Annotated in this window: 17 protein-coding genes; 7 read left to right on the forward strand and 10 right to left on the reverse strand. The window is 70.8% G+C overall.

Annotated features, from left to right (window positions below; translation table 11 throughout):
• Positions 1-811: 811 nt before the first annotated feature.
• The gene (gene pdxH / locus ACIRSS_RS16710) at positions 812-1,477 is read right to left on the reverse strand and encodes a pyridoxamine 5'-phosphate oxidase (protein WP_400895574.1); all 666 of its coding nucleotides are present in this window, start codon (positions 1,475-1,477) and stop codon (positions 812-814) included.
• A gap of 216 nt (positions 1,478-1,693) precedes the next feature.
• Here pdxH and ACIRSS_RS16715 point away from each other — a divergent pair, with 216 nt between their 5' ends.
• A complete protein-coding gene (locus ACIRSS_RS16715; RefSeq protein WP_400895576.1) occupies positions 1,694-3,367 on the forward strand; it encodes a purine-cytosine permease family protein in 1,674 nt (557 codons plus the stop codon).
• A 48-nt stretch (positions 3,368-3,415) separates the two neighbouring features.
• On the opposite strand, the gene ACIRSS_RS16720 is transcribed toward ACIRSS_RS16715, so the two are convergent.
• A complete protein-coding gene (locus ACIRSS_RS16720) occupies positions 3,416-4,126 on the reverse strand; it encodes a TetR/AcrR family transcriptional regulator (RefSeq protein WP_400895579.1) in 711 nt (236 codons plus the stop codon).
• Between the two features lie 89 nt (positions 4,127-4,215).
• Between ACIRSS_RS16720 and ACIRSS_RS16725 the strand changes: the two genes are divergently transcribed.
• Positions 4,216-5,316: a lipase family protein gene (locus ACIRSS_RS16725; protein ID WP_400895581.1), complete on the forward strand. Its 1,101-nt coding sequence runs from the start codon at positions 4,216-4,218 to the stop codon at positions 5,314-5,316.
• Positions 5,317-5,421: 105 nt separating this feature from the next.
• On the opposite strand, the gene ACIRSS_RS16730 is transcribed toward ACIRSS_RS16725, so the two are convergent.
• From ACIRSS_RS16730 to ACIRSS_RS16755, 6 genes are read right to left on the reverse strand one after another with little or no spacing between them, the layout of a single operon-like run.
• The gene (locus tag ACIRSS_RS16730; protein ID WP_400895584.1) at positions 5,422-6,138 is read right to left on the reverse strand and encodes an urease accessory protein UreD; all 717 of its coding nucleotides are present in this window, start codon (positions 6,136-6,138) and stop codon (positions 5,422-5,424) included.
• On the reverse strand, positions 6,135-6,824 hold the full coding sequence (ureG, locus tag ACIRSS_RS16735; RefSeq protein ID WP_400895586.1) for an urease accessory protein UreG: 690 nt from the start codon (positions 6,822-6,824) through the stop codon (positions 6,135-6,137). The genes ACIRSS_RS16730 and ureG overlap by 4 nt, the downstream gene beginning before the upstream one ends.
• On the reverse strand, positions 6,814-7,494 hold the full coding sequence (locus tag ACIRSS_RS16740; RefSeq protein WP_400895588.1) for an urease accessory protein UreF: 681 nt from the start codon (positions 7,492-7,494) through the stop codon (positions 6,814-6,816). Before ACIRSS_RS16740 ends, ureG begins: the two co-directional genes overlap by 11 nt.
• Positions 7,495-7,507: 13 nt before the next feature.
• Entirely contained in the window at positions 7,508-9,223 is a 1,716-nt protein-coding gene (locus tag ACIRSS_RS16745) for an urease subunit alpha (RefSeq protein ID WP_400895590.1), read from the reverse strand.
• A gap of 1 nt (position 9,224) precedes the next feature.
• Positions 9,225-9,530, reverse strand: a complete 306-nt coding sequence (locus tag ACIRSS_RS16750) for an urease subunit beta (RefSeq protein WP_400895592.1) — start codon at positions 9,528-9,530, stop codon at positions 9,225-9,227.
• Between the two features lie 10 nt (positions 9,531-9,540).
• Positions 9,541-9,843, reverse strand: coding sequence for an urease subunit gamma (locus tag ACIRSS_RS16755; protein WP_086680249.1), 303 nt, complete (start codon positions 9,841-9,843; stop codon positions 9,541-9,543).
• A gap of 289 nt (positions 9,844-10,132) precedes the next feature.
• Here ACIRSS_RS16755 and ACIRSS_RS16760 point away from each other — a divergent pair, with 289 nt between their 5' ends.
• On the forward strand, positions 10,133-11,281 hold the full coding sequence (locus tag ACIRSS_RS16760) for a citrate synthase 2 (RefSeq protein ID WP_400895594.1): 1,149 nt from the start codon (positions 10,133-10,135) through the stop codon (positions 11,279-11,281).
• Between the two features lie 6 nt (positions 11,282-11,287).
• Here ACIRSS_RS16760 and ACIRSS_RS16765 read toward each other — a convergent pair whose 3' ends face one another.
• A complete protein-coding gene (locus ACIRSS_RS16765) occupies positions 11,288-11,890 on the reverse strand; it encodes a TetR/AcrR family transcriptional regulator (RefSeq protein WP_400897502.1) in 603 nt (200 codons plus the stop codon).
• 14 nt (positions 11,891-11,904) lie between these two features.
• On the reverse strand, positions 11,905-13,599 hold the full coding sequence (locus ACIRSS_RS16770; protein ID WP_400897504.1) for an SDR family oxidoreductase: 1,695 nt from the start codon (positions 13,597-13,599) through the stop codon (positions 11,905-11,907).
• A gap of 229 nt (positions 13,600-13,828) precedes the next feature.
• Between ACIRSS_RS16770 and ACIRSS_RS16775 the strand changes: the two genes are divergently transcribed.
• The 4 genes from ACIRSS_RS16775 to ACIRSS_RS16790 are packed head-to-tail and all read left to right on the forward strand — an operon-like array spanning position 13,829 to position 17,245.
• On the forward strand, positions 13,829-14,668 hold the full coding sequence (locus ACIRSS_RS16775; protein ID WP_400895597.1) for an ABC transporter ATP-binding protein: 840 nt from the start codon (positions 13,829-13,831) through the stop codon (positions 14,666-14,668).
• Positions 14,665-15,474 carry an ABC transporter permease gene (locus ACIRSS_RS16780; RefSeq protein ID WP_400895599.1) on the forward strand — a complete coding sequence of 270 codons (810 nt, stop codon included), beginning with the start codon at positions 14,665-14,667 and terminating at the stop codon, positions 15,472-15,474. The genes ACIRSS_RS16775 and ACIRSS_RS16780 overlap by 4 nt, the downstream gene beginning before the upstream one ends.
• Positions 15,471-16,628: a sensor histidine kinase gene (locus ACIRSS_RS16785; protein ID WP_400895601.1), complete on the forward strand. Its 1,158-nt coding sequence runs from the start codon at positions 15,471-15,473 to the stop codon at positions 16,626-16,628. The genes ACIRSS_RS16780 and ACIRSS_RS16785 overlap by 4 nt, the downstream gene beginning before the upstream one ends.
• Positions 16,625-17,245, forward strand: coding sequence for a response regulator (locus tag ACIRSS_RS16790; protein ID WP_400895603.1), 621 nt, complete (start codon positions 16,625-16,627; stop codon positions 17,243-17,245). The genes ACIRSS_RS16785 and ACIRSS_RS16790 overlap by 4 nt, the downstream gene beginning before the upstream one ends.
• The last annotated feature ends 1 nt before the right edge of the window (position 17,246 follow it).

Raw genomic sequence — 17,246 nt, forward strand, 5'->3', positions numbered from 1 at the left:
CGAGCAACTCCTGAGGAGTGGCTCCCACCAAGCGGCTCCCAGGCCACGGTCCCGACCGAGCGACTCCCGAAGAGTGGTCCCCGCCCAGCGACTCCCTGGCCTGCGGTCCCAACCGAGCAACTCCTGAGGAGTGGCTCCCACCAAGCGGCTCCCAGGCCACGGTCCCGACCGAGCGACTCCCGAAGAGTGGTCCCCGCCCAGCGACTCCCAGGCCCACGGCACCGAGCGAGCGACTCCGAAGGAGTGACTCCAGCGGCTCCTCGGCCCCGGTCCCAAGCGAGCGACTCCCAAGGAGTGGCTCCCGCCGAACGGCTCTCCGGCCTGGGGTCCCGAGCGAGCAACTCCCGACGGGCGGTCCCCACCGAGCAGTTCCCAGGCCCGCGATCCCACGCGAGCGACTCCCAAGGCACGCGATCCCGGCCCCGCGGTTTCCAGGGCACTCCGTCCTGCCGAACAACTCCCAAGGCGAGGCCCTACCAACCGGCTCCCGGACCCCGCGGCTCCCGCCGAGCGATTCCTCCGCCGAGCCCGCCGAACGGTCCCGTTGCGCGGCTCCCGCCGAGCAGCCCCGCCGAGCAGCCCCGCCGAGCAGAGCCCTCCCTCCCTGGGGGAGCCCCCCGCTTTCAGCGTATCGGCACCACCCGACAAAAAGCCGGAAAACCGCAGGTGAGCCCCACGTCCATCCACATCACGAACAGCCTGTGGACAGCCAACCGAGCCACCACCGGCTCACCGAAAGCCCCCAAGAAAATCCCAAAAAGCCGCGGCCGCGACATGGTCACCCACATCACGGCCGCGGCTGTGCACAAACTCAGGGAGCGACGCGCTCGATGTTCCACCCGTCGTCGTTCCGTACGTACCGGAGCCGGTCGTGCATGCGGTCCTCGCGGCCCTGCCAAAACTCCACCAGGTCCGGCCGGATCCGCCAGCCGCCCCAGTGGGGCGGGGCCGGGATCTGCTCGACGTCGGCGAACCGGCGCTCGATTCCGCTCAACGCGTTGTCCAACGCGCGCCGGCCATCGACCACACGGGACTGCGGGGACGCCCAGGCCCCCAGCTGCGAGCCGCGCGGGCGCTGGGCCCAGTACTCCGCCGTCTCCTTGACGCCGACCTTCTCGACCTCGCCGCGCACGTGGACCTGGCGGTGCAGTGCGTACCAGGGGAACGTCACCGACGCGTAGCGCGTCGCCGTCAGGTCGTGGCTCTTCGACGACGTGTAGTTCGTGTAGAACACCACGCCGCGGTCGTCGAGGCCCTTGCACAGCACCGTCCGGGACGACGGCCGGCCTTCGGCGTCCGCCGTCGCCAGCACCATCGCGTTCGGTTCGGCGATCCCGGCGGCGACGGCCTGGTTCAGCCAGCCCTGCAGCTGATCGGTCCAGGTGGCCGCCAGGGCGGATTCGTCGAACGCGGCACCGTCGTACGCCACCCGCATCCCGGGCAAGCGAACCACGGCGTCTTCGATCTCCGGCATCATCGCCAAACCTCCACGCCCGGTCGGGGCATCAGTCGACTTCGGCTCTAGGCACGTTAGGGCCTCGCGAGCTGCGGCGGAACCCACTGAACGGTGACACCCGCCACGCCAGGCCGTAACCACTGGACAACAAGCTGTAACCCGTGCGTTACCCGCTGGACCAGGATCGATACAGCCCGGCTCTACCTTCGGCCCGTTCCCCACCACCCGGAGGCAGGCATGACCGACACCCTGTCGAACGCCGAAGAAACCGCTCCCCCGGAACGCCGGTACGCCCCGCTCGCGGCGAACGAAAACCGCGAGGACTACTCACTGCGCTTCGCCGCTCATTCGTTCCGGAAATGGTCACCGTTCGTGGTCGCGACGACGGCGCTGGGCGGCATCGCCTACCTCGCCGACTTCGCGATCGGCGCCAGCATCGTCCTCTCCTACGGCTTCACCTCCGGCGTGCTGGCGATCCTCGCCGCGGCCGTCGTCATCTTCGTGACCGGCGTGCCCATCGCGGCCGCCTGCGCGAAGTCCGGAGTGGACATGGACCTGCTGACCCGCGGAGCCGGCTTCGGCTACTTCGGGTCGACGCTGACGTCGCTCGTCTACGCGAGCTTCACCGTCATCTTCTTCTCGCTCGAAGGCTCGATCATGGGCCAGGCGTTCGAGCTCGCGCTCGGCATCCCGCTGCCCATCGGCTACCTGCTCGCGACGCTCATCGTGCTGCCCTTCGCGCTCTACGGCATGGGCGCGGTCGCGAAGATGCAGACCTGGACGCAGCCGCTGTGGATCGCCGGGCTGGTGCTGCCGTTCGTCGTCGTGCTGGTCCGGGAGCCGGGCAAGTTCGCCGAGTTCGCGCACTTCGGCGGTACCGAGGGCACCGGCTCCGGGTTCTCCGCGATCGGGTTCGGGCTCGGCATGGGCGTCGCGCTGTCGCTGATCGGGCAGATCGGCGAGCAGGCCGACTACCTGCGGTTCATGCCCGAGAAGACGGCGGAGAACAAGCGGTCGTGGTGGGCCGCGGTGCTCGCCGCCGGCCCCGGCTGGGTGATCCTCGGCGCCGCGAAGCAGATCGGCGGCGCGCTCCTGGCGTTCCTCGCGCTCGGCGTCGTCGGGAAGACGCACGCGCTGGAGCCGATCGCGCCGTACCTCGAAGCGGTGAAACCGGCGCTCGGCCCGGTGGCGCTGACGTTCGCCGCGCTGTTCGTCGTCGTCTCGCAGATCAAGATCAACACGACGAACGCGTACTCGGGCTCGCTGTCGTTCGCGAACTTCTTCTCCCGCGTGCTGCACAAGCACCCCGGCCGCGTCTGGTACGTGCTGGTCAACTGCGGGATCGCGCTGGCGCTGATGGAGTTCGGCGCGTTCGGGTTCCTCAACAAGATCCTGGGCTTCTACTCGAACGTCGCGATCGCGTGGATCGGCGCGGTCTGCGCCGACCTGGTGATCGCGAAGCCGCTCGGGCTCTCGCCGCGCTACATCGAGTTCAAGCGGGCTTACCTGCACAAGATCAACCCGGTCGGGTTCGGCTCGATGGTCGTCGCGTCGGCGGTGTCGATCGTGGCGTACTTCGGCGCGTTCGGGCCGTTCCTCGCCGCGTTCAGCCCGCTGCTCGCGCTGGTCATCGCGATCGTGCTGGTGCCGACGCTCGCGGTGGCGACGCGCGGGAAGTACTACCTGGCGCGGGAGAACACGGTCGCCGGGCCGGGGATCGACGTCGACCTGCTGGCGACGCACACCTGCTCGGTCTGCGGCGACCCGTACGAGCTCCCCGACGTCGCCGACTGCGCGAAGCAGGACGGCCCCATCTGCTCACTGTGCTGCACGCTGGACAACACCTGCCACGACATGTGCCAGCAGGCGGGCCCGGTGTCGCTCGGCTTGCCGACGGTCCGCGCCTCCTAGAGAGTCCGTGCGGGCCCTTTCCCGGCCTCCCCGGCCGGGAAAGGGCCCTCACGTGAGCCGGCTTCCCCCCGGGTCCCCCTCCCGGCTCGACTCCTTCACGTTCGAGGCCCCGCCGGGGTTGCCCGGGATTTCCAAGATCTTTTCCGGCCGCATGATGGCGGCCAGCATCAGCGCGCGCAGTTCCGCGCCGACGTCCTCGACCGGCAGCGGCGGCTCGTGCGCCTGCCACTCGCGCAGCAGCCCGGTGGCCGCGCCGACCAGGGCGATCGCCGTCAGCCGGTAGTCGCGGTCGGGGGCGACGCCGTGTTCGGCCGCGCGCCGCGCCTCCGTCTCGATGAACGCCGCCCAGCGGTCGACCCACACCTGGTGCTGTTCCTCGAGCTCCGCGCTGACGCCAACGGCTTCGACGTAGTTGAGGCGCGGCAGCCGCGGGTCGACGGTGACGGTGTCGATGAAGACGTCCAGCAGCGTCGCGATGCGGGTCATCGCGTCGGCGTCGGCGACCTTGTCGAGCGCCGCGGTGACGTGGTCGAGGGCGAGGCTGTTGATCCGGTCGTGGAGGGTGCGCAGCACGTCCTCCTTACCGGTGAACTCCTCGTAGAAGTTCCGCGTCGAGACGCCGGCGCGGCCGCACACCTCGGTGATCTTCGTGTGCCGGAAACCGGCGGAGGTGAACAGCTCGAGCCCGGCCGTGAGCAGCCGCTCGCGGCGATCGGCGCGACGTTGTTCGGGTGCGACGCCGCCGTACGTGCGAGCCACCGGTTGTCTCCTCCTTCTGAGGGATTGCCAGATCCTACCGGGCTGGCTACTTTGTGAAAATCTCGATTACCAAAGAGCCGGAGGCAACGGTGCTTCGTCGGTTGCTGGTCGCCGTCACCCTGTTTTTCGCGGTGCTCACCCCCGCGGCGCACGCGGATCCCGGTGTCCTCCTGTCCGCGCAGCCGACGACGGTGTCCGTCGGCCCGCTCCCCGCGCCGGTCCGGGCGTGGCACCTGCTGTACCGCTCGACGTCGGCGACGGGCGCGCCGGACGCGGTCTCCGGAACGCTGCTGGTGCCGCCGACGCCGTGGGTGCGCGGCGGCCCGCGTCCGCTGATCACGTACGCGGTCGGGACGCACGGGCTCGGCGACCAGTGCGCGCCGTCGAACTTGCTGGCGCACGGCGTCGAGAACGAAAGCGCGTTGCTGGCCCAGGCGTTGTCGCAGGGCTGGGCGGTGGTCGTGACGGACTACGAGGGGCTCGGGACGCCGGGGACGCACACGTACGCGGTGGGCCAGTCGGAGGGCCGGGCGGTGCTGGACGCGGCGCGGGCGGCCGTTTCGGTGCCGGGGGCGGGGTTGTCGCCGTCCGGCCCGGTGGGCGTGTTCGGCTATTCGCAGGGCGGCCAGTCGGCGGCGTGGGCGGCGGAGCTGCAGGCGTCGTACGCGCCGTCGGTGAACGTGGTCGGCGTGGCGGCGGGCGGGGTCCCGGCGGACCTGAACGCGGTCTTCGCCGCGAACGACGGCGGCGCGGCGTTCGGCCTGGTGCTGGGCGCGGCAACGGGTTTCGCGGCGGCGTACCCGGACGTCCCGTTCGCGTCGATCCTGAACGACCGCGGCCGCGAGGCGGTGGCCCGGGTGTCCCGGGCGTGCACGGTGGAACTGGGTGCGGCGGCGCCGTTCGCGCACTTGACGGACTTCGTGACGGTGCCGGACCCGATCCACGACCCGCGCTGGCAGGCTCGGCTGGCGCAGAACTACCTGGGGACGACGGCCCCTTCGATGCCGGTGTTCCTGTACCACGCGACATTGGACGAGCTGATCCCGTTCGGCGTGGGGACGGCGTTGCGGGACCGGTGGGAGGCGGCCGGCGCGAAGGTGACGTGGCAGGAGTTCCCGCTGCTGGAACACATCGGCGGGGTGTCGGTCGGCGGCCCGGTGGCGATGACCTGGCTGGGCACGAAGTTCTGAGAGTTCCGCTCGCCGGGGACGGACGCAGGGGGTCCGTCCCCGGCGAGCGGCGCGACCCACCCGAAACTGTCGGTCCCTCCCGGTAGCGTGGAAAACGGGGGCTGCTCAGAACGCCGCGGCCCCGGCCTCCGTCAGCCCCTTCATCGCCGCCACGGCATCCGGAGCCAGCGAAGTCACCAGCGAGCCACCGGCGGCGAGCGGGCTGCGCGACCACCACTCGCCCGATGCCGCCGGCAGCTCCGGCCCGCCGACCACCAAGTCCGACGCCAGCACCCGGCGGCCCGCCAGCACCGCCAGGCTCCCGTCCAGACCCGAGCCGATCGACAGCGTCTGACGCAGCACCGGCACGGAATCCCGTGTCACCTCAAGGGAAGTCGTCAGCGAGCCCGGACGCTCACCCGTCCGCCCGAGGACCAGCACCTCCCGCGTGTGCAGGTAGGCATCCGACGCCAGCGAGGCGCGGAACACCGCCGAGTGCCGAGCCCGGGACGTGATCACCGTCGGCTCCGGCAGGTACTCCAGCGACCCACCTTCGGCGACCGATACGTCCACTGTGGACAAGGACGACTCACCGTGGAGACCGGGCAGCGCCAGCGTCGCCGCCACGCCGGACAACCGGAGCGAAGCCCCCGGCCCCACTCGCACCGTGAGCAGCAGGTCGTCGCCGCCCAGCGGGGACGTCGCCGAGTTGACCAGGTGGACCACCGCCGCCGGACCGCGGCCGCGGCGGGGGAACAACGTCAACGGCGCCATCGACCGCAGTTCACGCAGCACCGTGCGCGTCCCGTCGAAGCACGCCGTCAAGCGGGCGTGGGCCTTCACAGCAGGGAACGCACCCAGTCGGCCACCGCCGGCGCGTCCGGGGTGTCCACAAGGGACTGCGTGATCACCGGGAGCTCCCCGCGCATCCGGTGCGCGTCCGACGTCATCACCGCCATGTCCGCGTTCACCAGGTGCGCGATGTCGATCTTGTTGATCACCAGCAGGTCCGCCGTCGTGACGCCGGGGCCGCCCTTGCGCGGCACCTTGTCGCCGCCCGCCACGTCCACCACGAAGATCTGGCTGTCGGCCAGACCGCGGCTGAACACCGCCGTCAGGTTGTCGCCGCCGCTCTCGATGATCACCAGGTCCAGGCCCGGGAACTTCTCTTCCAGGCGCTCGACCGCGTCGAGGTTCGCGGTGATGTCGTCGCGGATCGCCGTGTGCGGGCACGCTCCCGTTTGGACCGCCTCGATCCGCGCCGGGTCCAGAACTCCGGCGCGACGCAGGAAGTCCGCGTCCTCGGTCGTGTAGATGTCGTTCGTGACGACGGCGAGGTTGACCTCGTCACCGAGGGCGCGGCACAGCGCCGCGGTCAGCGCCGTCTTGCCCGAACCCACCGGGCCGCCGATGCCGATGCGGTACGCGCGCCCGGCCGTCGGCGCGGCGTCGTAGTGGTCGGGTTCGGCGGCCGTCGGGTCGAAGTTGACCTCGTGGAAGTGTCCGTGGCCGTGGCCTTCAGCTGGCAAAGAGACGCACCTCTTCCTGGTGGTGCCGGGCGTGGGCCTCGGCGAACAGATCCAACGCGGGCGACCCCGGCGAGGGCAGCGACGCCGGGTCGTCCCCCGCCACCGCGGCCGCGTCCGAACAAACCGAAGCGAGGTCCAGCCGCGCCACGACGGCGTTGACCGCGAAGGGATCCAGACCCAGCAGCCGCACCGCCGCGCTCGCCGGCCCGCTGACCGACAGGTATGCGACAGCCATCGCGGCGTCGTACGGCGACCCGCCCGCGACGCCGACGAGGGCGCCGAGCATCACAGGGTGGTGGGGCCGCGGCGTCTCGGCCAGCAACGCCTCCAGAACGGGAGACGGCCAGGCGATCCGTCCGGCGCGAGCGGTCCCCCGCCCTTGCGCCCGCGACGCCTCTCGTTGCGCGAGCGAAGGAGTTCGAGCGTCCAACTCGACGTCGAGAAGGGACCAGTGTCCGGAAAGGACGGAGCGCGCCGCGGCGTGCGCGGAGGCGGCAGCGAAAACCGCGGCGAGGAACCCCGCCGTCCGCAACCGTCCGGAAAGGAACCCCGGCAGGTCGCGCACGGACGTCACCAGCCGCCGCGAGACGACTTCCTCCAACCCGCCACTGTGGACGTGCCCGCCGCCGGGGAAGCGGGAGTCCGCGAGGATCAGCGCCGAAAGGTCCATCAGACACTGCCCATCAAAAGAGGAAGTACCGTTGGGCCATCGGCAGTTCCGTCACCGGCTGCGGCTCGATCAGCTCGCCGTCGACGTGCACGGCGAAGCTGTCCGGCTCGACGCGGACGTCCGGGGTGGCGTCGTTGAGCACCATGTCCGCCTTGGTCCGCCCGCGCATGTTCGACACGGCGACCAGCGGCCGCGTGATGCCGAACGTCTCACGCAGCCCGCTGTCCAAAGCGGACGGTGCGACGAAGTGCAGGCTCAGCGCCGCCCCGATGTTCGCCCCGAACATGGGGCGCGCCATGACCGGCTGCGGCGTCGGGATGGACGCGTTCGCGTCGCCCATCGCCGCCCACGCCGGGAACCCACCCTTCAGTACGACGTGCGGGCGGACGCCGAAGAACTTCGGCTCCCACAGGACGAGGTCGGCGAGCTTGCCGACCTCGACCGAGCCGATTTCGGTCTCCATGCCGTGCGCGATGGCCGGGTTGATCGTGTACTTGGCGACGTAACGACGAGCGCGCAGGTTGTCGGCCGCGCCGTCGCCGGGCAGCGCGCCGCGACGGCGTTTCATCACGTGCGCGGTCTGCCACGTCCGGATGATCACCTCGCCGATCCGGCCCATCGCCTGCGAGTCCGAGCTCATCATCGAGATGGCGCCCAAGTCGTGCAGCACGTCTTCGGCGGCGATGGTCGACGGCCGGATCCGGCTCTCGGCGAACGCGAGGTCCTCCGGCACCGACGGGTTGAGGTGGTGGCAGACGACCAGCATGTCGAGGTGCTCGTCGAGCGTGTTGACGGTGTGCGGCCGGGTCGGGTTGGTCGACGACGGCAGCACGTTCGGCAGCGAAACGACCTCGATGATGTCCGGCGCGTGCCCGCCGCCGGCGCCCTCGGTGTGGTACGCGTTGATCGAACGCCCGCCGATGGCGTCCACAGTGGACTCCAGGAAGCCGGCTTCGTTCAGCGTGTCCGTGTGGATCGCGACCTGGACGCCGGCCTCGTCGGCGATGGTCAGGCAGGCGTCGATCGCCGCCGGCGTCGTGCCCCAGTCCTCGTGCAGCTTGAAGCCGCCCGCGCCGGCCGCGAGCTGCTCGCGCAGCGCCTCGTGCCGGACCGTGTTCCCCTTGCCCAGCAAGAGGACGTTGACGGGGTAACCGTCCATGGCGGACAGCATCCGGCCGAGGTTCCACGCGCCGGGCGTGACGGTCGTGGCCTTGGTGCCCTCGTTCGGACCGGTCCCGCCGCCGACCAAAGTGGTCAGTCCCGCGGCCAGCGCCGTGTCGACGAGCTGCGGGCAGATGAAGTGGACGTGGCAGTCGATGCCGCCCGCGGTGAGGATCTTGCCGTTGCCGGCCAGGACCTCCGTCGACGGCCCGATGACCAGGGCCGGGTCGACGCCGTCCATCGTGTCCGGGTTGCCCGCTTTGCCGATGCCGACGATCCGGCCGTCGCGCACGCCGACGTCGGCCTTGACGACGCCCCAGTGGTCGAGGATCACCGCGCCGGTGATGACCAGGTCGGGCGCGCCCTCGGCGCGGGTCGCCATGCCCTGGCCCATCGACTCGCGGATGACCTTGCCGCCGCCGAAGAGCACCTCGTCGCCGGAGCCGCCGGCCCCCATCGAGCGATCCTCGGTGACCTCGATCAGCAGGTCGGTGTCGGCGAGCCGGATCCGGTCGCCGGTGGTCGGGCCGAACAGCTCGGCGTAGCGCTCGCGGTCGATCTGCGGCATTTCAGAAGTCTCCCGAAAATTCGGACCGCAGACCCGGAACGCGGCGCGCGCCGGCGAGCGGAACAAGATCGACTTCCCGTTCGACGCCGGGTTCGAAGCGCACCGACGTCCCCGCCGGGACGTCCAGCCGGTGGCCGCGGGCGGCGTCGCGGTCGAATTCGAGGCCGGGGTTCACCGCGGCGAAGTGGTAGTGCGAGCCGACCTGGACCGGCCGGTCGCCGAGGTTGCGCACGGGCAGCCGGACGCGCGGGCGGCCGGGGTTCAGCTCGACCGGCTCGTCGCCGGGAATGATCTCACCTGGGTGCATCCGTCCGCCTTCACACGATCGGGTCATGCACGGTGACGAGCTTCGTGCCGTCCGGGAAAGTGGCCTCCACCTGCACCGAGTCCACCATTTCGGGCACGCCGTCGAGCACCTGCGCCCGGGAGAGCACGGTCCGGCCGCTGGCCACGAGCTCGCTGACCGTGCGCCCGTCGCGGGCCCCTTCGAGGACGTGGTCGGTGATCAGCGCGACCGCTTCCGGGTAGTTCAGCCGGACGCCGCGGTCCAGCCGCTTCCGCGCGACGTCGGCCGCCACGTGGACGAGCAGCTTGTCGCGCTCCTGCGGGCTGAGGTGCATGAGCTAGGTCTATCACCCGGACCACGGCCGCGCCTGGTTCGGAAACATACCTTTAACCTGGGCTTCGTCACACTGAGTGGTGAAAATTCTCCGGTCGGACGGCTTCGGTGACTGAATCGTTCTCGTAATCGTGACCGAAACCACCGCTTCTTTCGATTGCCCCCCGGCGATCGAGGGAGCAAGGTCTATCCATCCGTGCGATGGTGCGCGCTTTCCGTGCGCTATTCCGTCCGCGCGAGCACCACCACCAAGACGGGGAAAAAAGCGCACCGAAAGGTTCCGCGAAACAGTGACTACCTCCACGATCAGCAAGCCACAGCCGTCCGGCCAACCCGACGACGGCTTCCGACCGGGACTGGAAGGCGTCGTCGCCTTCCACACCGAGATCGCCGAACCCGACCGGGACGGCGGTGCGCTGCGCTACCGCGGCGTCGACATCGAGGACCTCGCCGGCAAGGTGACCTTCGGTGACGTATGGGGCCTCCTCGTGGACGGCCGGTTCGGCCACGGCCTGCCGCCCGCCGAGCCCTTCCCGCTGCCGGTGCACACCGGCGACGTCCGGGTGGACGTCCAGGCCGCGCTGGCCATGCTCGCGCCGATCTGGGGCTACCGCCCGCTGCTCGACATCACCGACGAAGAGGCCCGCGAGCAGCTGGCCCGCGCCTCGGTGATGGCCCTCTCCTACGTCGCGCAGTCGGCCCGCGGCATCGGCCAGCCGGCCGTGCCGCAGACCCGCGTCGACGAGGCCCACTCGATCACCGAGCGGTTCCTGATCCGCTGGCGCGGCGAGCCCGACCCGGCGCACGTCAAGGCGCTGGACGCCTACTGGGTGTCGGCGGCCGAGCACGGCCTCAACGCGTCGACCTTCACCGCCCGCGTCATCGCCTCCACCGGCGCGGACGTCGCGGCGGCCATGTCCGGCGCCATCGGCGCGATGTCGGGCCCGCTGCACGGCGGCGCCCCGGCGCGCGTCCTGCCGATGATCGAAGAGGTCGAGCGCACCGGCGACCCGGCGGGCCTGGTCAAGGGCATCCTCGACCGCAAGGAGCGCCTGATGGGCTTCGGGCACCGCGTCTACCGGGCCGAAGACCCGCGGGCGCGCGTGCTGCGCCGCACGTGCAAGGAGCTGGGCGCGGCCCGCTACGAGGCGGCCGCCGCGCTGGAGCAGGCGGCGCTGAAGGAGCTGCGCGAGCGGCGCCCGGACCACCCGATCGAGACGAACGTCGAGTTCTGGGCCGCCGTCATCCTGGACTTCGCCCAGGTCCCGCCGCACATGATGCCCGCGATGTTCAGCTCGGCGCGCACCGCCGGCTGGGCCGCGCACATCCTCGAGCAGAAGCGCACCGGACGTCTGGTGCGGCCGTCGGCCAAGTACGTCGGCCCGGCACCGCGGACCCCGGAAGACGTCGAGGGCTGGGAACTGGTCACCAAGCACTGACGCTGTTCACGAGACGGCCGGTGCCTTCAGGGTGCCGGCCGTTTCGTGTTTCGCGGTCGCGTCGAGCATCGCGGTGAGCTGGTCGACGAGCCAGGTGTCGAGGTGCTCACGCGGGACCGTGCGTTCCTGGAGCCAGCTCAGCAGGGCACCTTCGACGACCGCCGTCCAGCAGCGCAGGGTCAGGGACAGCAGCGGCGAAGGATCCTCGACGCCGAGGGCGTCCAGGATCAGGGCCACCGCGCGGTTGCGGACCTCGTCGATCGCCGCGTCCGTTTCGGACGTCGCGATCACGGATCCGCTGCGCAGCAACGCGATGTAGCCCGCGCGGTAGTGGTCGGCAACGTCGATCAGGCCGCGGACGGCTGCTTTGAGCCGGGTCTCCGGCGGTCCCTCCTCGAGCCCGGCCAGACCGTCGATGAGCCCGACGGTGACCGTGCGCAGCGCCTCGACCTGCAGTTCACGCAGGCTGGAGAAGTACCGGTAGAACAGCGGCCGCGACACCTCGGCGCGCCCGACGATGTCGTCCACGGTCACCAGCTCCGGCGCCCGTGAGCCGAACAGGTCGAGCGCGGCCCGGATCAGGTCGTCGCGACGGGCCTGCGGCGACATCCGCCGCGGCCGGCTCACGGCGTCAGGTCCAGCTTCGCCGCCGCCCGCAACAGCCCCGGCGTCAGTCGCGAAAGGACCAGCGCGGCCTTCGCCTCCGGGGTGGACGGTGCGATCGCGGTGTCCTTCTCCACGGCCCGCAGGATGTCGCGCGCGACGCCTTCCGGGCCGAACCCGCGCCGGGCGTAGAGCTTCGAGCTTTCCTTCTGACGCCGGCGTTGTTCCTCTTCGGAAACCCCGACGAACGTCGTCGTGTTCGTGATGTTCGTCTTGACGATGCCCGGGCACACCGCCGTGACGCCGATGTGGTGTTCGGCCAGCTCGGCGCGCAGGCAGACGCTCAACGTCAGCACGGCGGACTTCGTCGTCGCGTACGCGGTGAGGATCTTCGACGGCAGGTAGGCCGCCGCCGAAGCGAGGTTGACGATCTGGCCGCCCTCGGCGCGTTCGGCGAGCATCGGCGCGAACGCGCGGCAACCGTGGATGACGCCCCAGAGGTTGACGTCGATGACGCGTTCCCAGTCTTCGACGGACGTGTCGAGGAACGGGCCGGACATGCCGATCCCGGCGTTGTTGACCACGATGTCCGGGACGCCGTGGTTCTCGCGCACATCGCGGGCGAAGCGGTGCACGGCTTCGCCGTCCGAAGAGTCCACTGTGTACTCGGCGACGCCGTGGTCTTCCAGCAGCTTCAAGGTTTCCGCGGCGCTGGACGCGTCGATGTCGGTGACGATTACGTCGGCACCCTCGGCGGCGAAAGCGAGCGCGGTGGCCCGGCCGATGCCGCTGCCGGCGCCGGTGACAACGACCAGCTTGTGCGCGAACCGCCCGGTTCCCACCCGCGCCCGACGCAGACCGCGGCTCTCGGCGCCGGTTTCGGCGTACTCGATCAGCTCGGCGGCGGCCCGGGCGACCACGTCCGGCTTGGCGCGGGTGACCCAGTGCGTCCCGACGACCCGGCGGATCCGCAGGTCGGGAACCCAGCGCGCGACCTCGGTCTGCAGCGGCGTCGTGACGTAGGCGTCGCCGGTCGGCGCGAGCACCTGCACCGGGACGTCGACGGCACGCGGCGCGGGCCGGGACAGCCGGGTGAACATGTTGGCGCGGTAGAGCTCGAGGCCGTGGCGGCCGTCGGACTTGTCCGGCGGCGCGGCGTCGGGCTCCATGCGCTGGATCTGCTTGCCCAGCAGGCCGGTGCGCCACAGCAGGTCCGGGATCAGCGGCACCTGGAACGCGAGGATGTACCACGAGTGCAGGAACTGGCTCAGGGCGTTCTTGAGCCGCTTCGGCGTCGGGCGGGTGAGCTGCGCGCGGAACCACGCGCCGGCGTGGTCGAGGCTCGGCCCGGAGATCGACGTGTAGGACGCGACCCGGCCGCGCAGCGCGTCGCCGGTGACGGCGTGCCAGGTCTGGATCGAGCCCCAGTCGTGCGCGACCAGGTGCACCTTCCCGGCCGGCTGCACCGCCTCGACGACCGCACGCAGGTCGTCGGCCAGCTGGTCCAGCCGGTAGGACGCGCGTCCCGGCGGCTTGCCCGACTGTCCGGCCCCGCGGACGTCGTAGGTGACGACCCGGTGGTCCGCCGTCAGCGACGCGGCCACCCCGCCCCACATCGAGCTGTTGTCGGGGTAGCCGTGCACGAGCACGACCGTGGGTCCGTCTTCCCGGCCGTCGATGGTGACGGAGAGGCGGACACCGTCGCTGGCGGTCACCCACTTGTGAGACATTCTGTCATGTTAGACAAGTTGTCAATAGCTGCGTTCACCCTCGCGGCGGTTCCGCGTGACCGAAAGTTCATTTTTTGCTTGTATGACAGCGTTTTCACGGTTTCCCGTGGAACCAAGCAGGCTCGGCTGACGACTCTGTCCACCGAACGGTGGACACCGGGATTCAGCTGAGCGTTGCTCCCGATCAAGGCGCCGCGGGACCAGGCTGTGAGCCATGACCACAGCAGTGAGCGTGCGCGGCCTGCGCAAGCAGTACCCCGGTCACCTGGCGGTGGCCGGGCTCGACCTCGACATCGCCGCGGGCGAGGTGTTCTCCCTGCTCGGCCCGAACGGCGCCGGCAAGACCACCACCGTCGAGATCCTCGAAGGCCACCGGCAGCGGACCGCCGGCGAGGTCACCGTGCTCGGCAAGGACCCCGGCAAGGCCGGGCGCGCATGGCGGTCGAAGATCGGCATCGTCCTGCAGACGGCCAACGACGCCGCCGAGCTGAGCGTCGCCGAGACCGTCCGGCACTTCGCGAAGTACTACCCCGACCCGCGCGACCCCGACGAGGTCATCGAGAAGGTCGGCCTCACCGAGAAGGCGAAGGCCCGCGTCAAGTCGCTATCGGGCGGCCAGCGGCGCCGCGTCGACGTCGCGCTCGGCATCATCGGGCGGCCCGAGCTGCTCTTCCTCGACGAGCCGACCACCGGCTTCGACCCGGAGGCGCGCCGGCAGTTCTGGAAGCTGATCAGCGACCTCGCCGCCGAGGGCACGACCATCCTGCTGACCACCCACTACCTCGACGAGGCCGAGGCGCTCGCCGACCGAGTCGCGGTGATCGCGCGCGGGGAGATCGTCGCGCAGGACACGCCGCAGAACCTCGGCGGCCGGGCCGCTGCCGAGGCGACCGTGCGGTGGACCGACGAACGCGGCGCGCACGTCGAGCGCACCGCGTACCCGACCAAGCTCGTCACCGAGCTCTCTGCTGGGGGTAGGGAGCTCGCCGGGCTGACGGTGACCAGGCCGAGCCTGGAGGACATCTACCTGGACCTGATCGGAGACAAGGCATGACCACGCTCACCCTCCCCGGCCCGCTGTCGCTCGGGCTGGCCCGAGGCGGCACCGAGCTGCGGCAGTTCTTCCGGCACAAGGAACAGGTGGTCTTCACCTTCTCCCTGCCCGCGGTCCTGATGATCCTGCTCGGGTCCATCCTGGACGGTCCGACCGCCCTCGCGGGCGTCACGTCCGGGCAGCTGCTGGCGGCCGGGATGATCGGCTCCGGCATCGTCTCGACGTCGTTCAACAGCATCGCGACCGGCGTCTCCGGCGACCGCGAAACCGGTGCCCTCAAACGCCTTCGCGGCACGCCGATGCCACCCGCGTCCTACTTCATCGGCAAGATGGTGCTGGTCGCGGTGTCCAGCCTGGCCCAGACCGTCCTGATGTCCGCCGTCGCCGTGCTCCTCTTCGGACTCCGGCTGCCGTCCGATCCGGCCAAGTGGCTGACGCTGCTCTGGGTGTTCGCGCTCGGCATCGTTTCGTGCACGCTGCTCGGCATCGCGATCAGCTCGCTGGCCAAGTCGACCAACGGCGCCGTCGCGATCGTGCAGATGCTGTACCTGGTGCTGCAGTTCATCTCCGGCGTGTTCGTCTCGCCGATCACGAACCTGCCCAAGGTTATGGTGGACATCGCGTCGTTCTTCCCGTTGAAGTGGATCTGCCAGGGTTTCCGGTCGGTGTTCCTGCCGGACGCCGCGGTGAGGATGGAGATGGCTGGGTCATGGGAGCTCCCGCGGGTGGCGCTGGTGCTGGGGATCTGGTGCGTGGCGGGCGCGGTGCTGGCGCGGCTGACGTTCCGGTGGACCGACACGAAGTGAAAGATGCCTGGGACCGGTTCAACTGGCTCTGGGAAATCCTCTTCGCAGTGGCGTACCTGGCCACGACGACGCTGGTGGTGCTGGACGAAGCCGATCCGGTGCACACCCTCGTCGCGGTCGGGGCGCTGACCGCGCTCGCGCTGGCCTACCTGCTGTGGGGACGGCGGGTAGTGCGCGACGACGGCCACCTGAAGCAGCGGTGGCTGCTGGCGGTGGTCGTCGTCGCGCTGGTCGCGGTCGCGATGTTCGCGAACACGACGTCCAGCTTCATCCTGTTCATGGTGTGCCCGCTGCTGTTCTCGACGCTAGAGTTCCGCCCGGCCGCGGTGCTCACGTCGGCGGTGATCGTGCTGAGCCCGCTGTCCTCGATCGCCGCCAACGGGCTGCGGGGGCCGGCGCTGCACATCCTGCTGCCGATGACCGCGATCCTCGTCGTGTTCGGGATCCTGTCCGGCAAGTTCATCCTGCACGTCATCGAGGAGAGCCGGGGGCGGGCGGACCTGATCGCGAAGCTCGAGGAGAGCCAGGCCGAGGTCGCCCGGCTCTCCCGCGAGGCGGGCACGGCGGCCGAACGCGAACGGCTGGCGCGCGAGATCCACGACACGCTGGCCCAGGGGTTCACCAGCATCGTCACGCTCGCCCAGGCCATCGAGTCCGAAGTGGACACCGACCCGGCGGCGGCCCGGCGCCACGCCGAGCTGGCCGCCCGCACGGCGCGGGACAACCTCACCGAGGCCCGTGCGATGGTCGCCGCGCTGGCCCCGGCCGACCTCGCCTCGGGGTCTCTTGTGGACGCCGTCCGCCGCCAAGCCGACCGGCTCGCGGACGAGACGGCGGTGTCCGTCCGGTACGAAGTGGACGATGCCCTCCCGGCGATCGGCATGGCGGGCGAAGTGGTCCTGCTGCGGGGCGCGCAGGAGGCACTGAACAACGTCCGGCGGCACGCGGCCGCGTCGTCGGTGTCGGTGCGGCTGTCCGTTGTGGACGACGCGGTCCGGCTGTCCGTCCGGGACGACGGCGTGGGCTTCGACCCCGCCGGCGCCAGCGGGTTCGGGCTGCGCGGCATGCGGTCCCGGGCCGAGCAGGTGGGTGGCACACTGAGCGTCCGGAGTGGCCCGAGCGGCACCGAACTCACCTTGGAGGTGCCGGCTTGATCCGCGTCATGCTCGTCGACGACCACCCGGTCGTCCGCGAAGGCCTCCGGGGCATGCTCGAAGCCGAACCCGACCTGACGGTGGTCGGCGAGGCGGGCTCGGGCGACGAAGCCGTCGCGCTCGACCGCGTCGCGCGGCCGGACGTCGTGCTGATGGACCTGCGGATGCCGGGCCTGGACGGCGTCGGCGCGACGAAACGCATCCTGCGCGACCAGCCGGGCCGCCGGATCGTCGTCCTGACGACGTACGAAACGGACGCGGACATCCTGCGCGCGGTCGAGGCGGGCGCGTCGGGCTACCTGCTGAAGGACGCGTCGCGCACGGAACTGGCGAACGCGATCCGCGCCGCTTCGCGCGGGGAGACGGTACTGGCGCCGTCGGTGGCCGGGAAGCTGGTCAACCGGGTGCGCAACCCGGAGCCGCAGCCGCTGTCGGCGCGCGAGGTCGAGGTGCTGCGGCTGGTCGCGACGGGCGGGACGAACGCGGACATCGGCCGGGCGCTGCACATCAGTGAGGCGACGGTCAAAACGCACCTGCTGCGGGTGTTCGGCAAGCTCGGCGTGTCGGACCGGACGGCCGCGGTGACGACGGCGATGGCCCGGAACCTGCTCGGCTGAG

It is taken from the genome of Amycolatopsis sp. NPDC101161, from assembly GCF_044768185.1.
Classification (GTDB): Bacteria; Actinomycetota; Actinomycetes; order Mycobacteriales; family Pseudonocardiaceae; genus Amycolatopsis.

Coding starts and splice junctions, on each gene's coding strand:
- ACIRSS_RS16715 (WP_400895576.1), top strand. CDS start 1,694: ATGACCGACACCCTGTCGAACGCCGAAGAAACCGCTCCCCCGGAACGC.
- ACIRSS_RS16740 (WP_400895588.1), bottom strand. CDS start 7,494: ATGGACCTTTCGGCGCTGATCCTCGCGGACTCCCGCTTCCCCGGCGGC.
- ACIRSS_RS16765 (WP_400897502.1), bottom strand. CDS start 11,890: ATGTCGCCGCAGGCCCGTCGCGACGACCTGATCCGGGCCGCGCTCGAC.
- ACIRSS_RS16750 (WP_400895592.1), bottom strand. CDS start 9,530: ATGCACCCAGGTGAGATCATTCCCGGCGACGAGCCGGTCGAGCTGAAC.
- pdxH (WP_400895574.1), bottom strand. CDS start 1,477: ATGATGCCGGAGATCGAAGACGCCGTGGTTCGCTTGCCCGGGATGCGG.
- ACIRSS_RS16755 (WP_086680249.1), bottom strand. CDS start 9,843: ATGCACCTCAGCCCGCAGGAGCGCGACAAGCTGCTCGTCCACGTGGCG.
- ACIRSS_RS16780 (WP_400895599.1), top strand. CDS start 14,665: ATGACCACGCTCACCCTCCCCGGCCCGCTGTCGCTCGGGCTGGCCCGA.
- ACIRSS_RS16775 (WP_400895597.1), top strand. CDS start 13,829: ATGACCACAGCAGTGAGCGTGCGCGGCCTGCGCAAGCAGTACCCCGGT.
- ACIRSS_RS16745 (WP_400895590.1), bottom strand. CDS start 9,223: ATGCCGCAGATCGACCGCGAGCGCTACGCCGAGCTGTTCGGCCCGACC.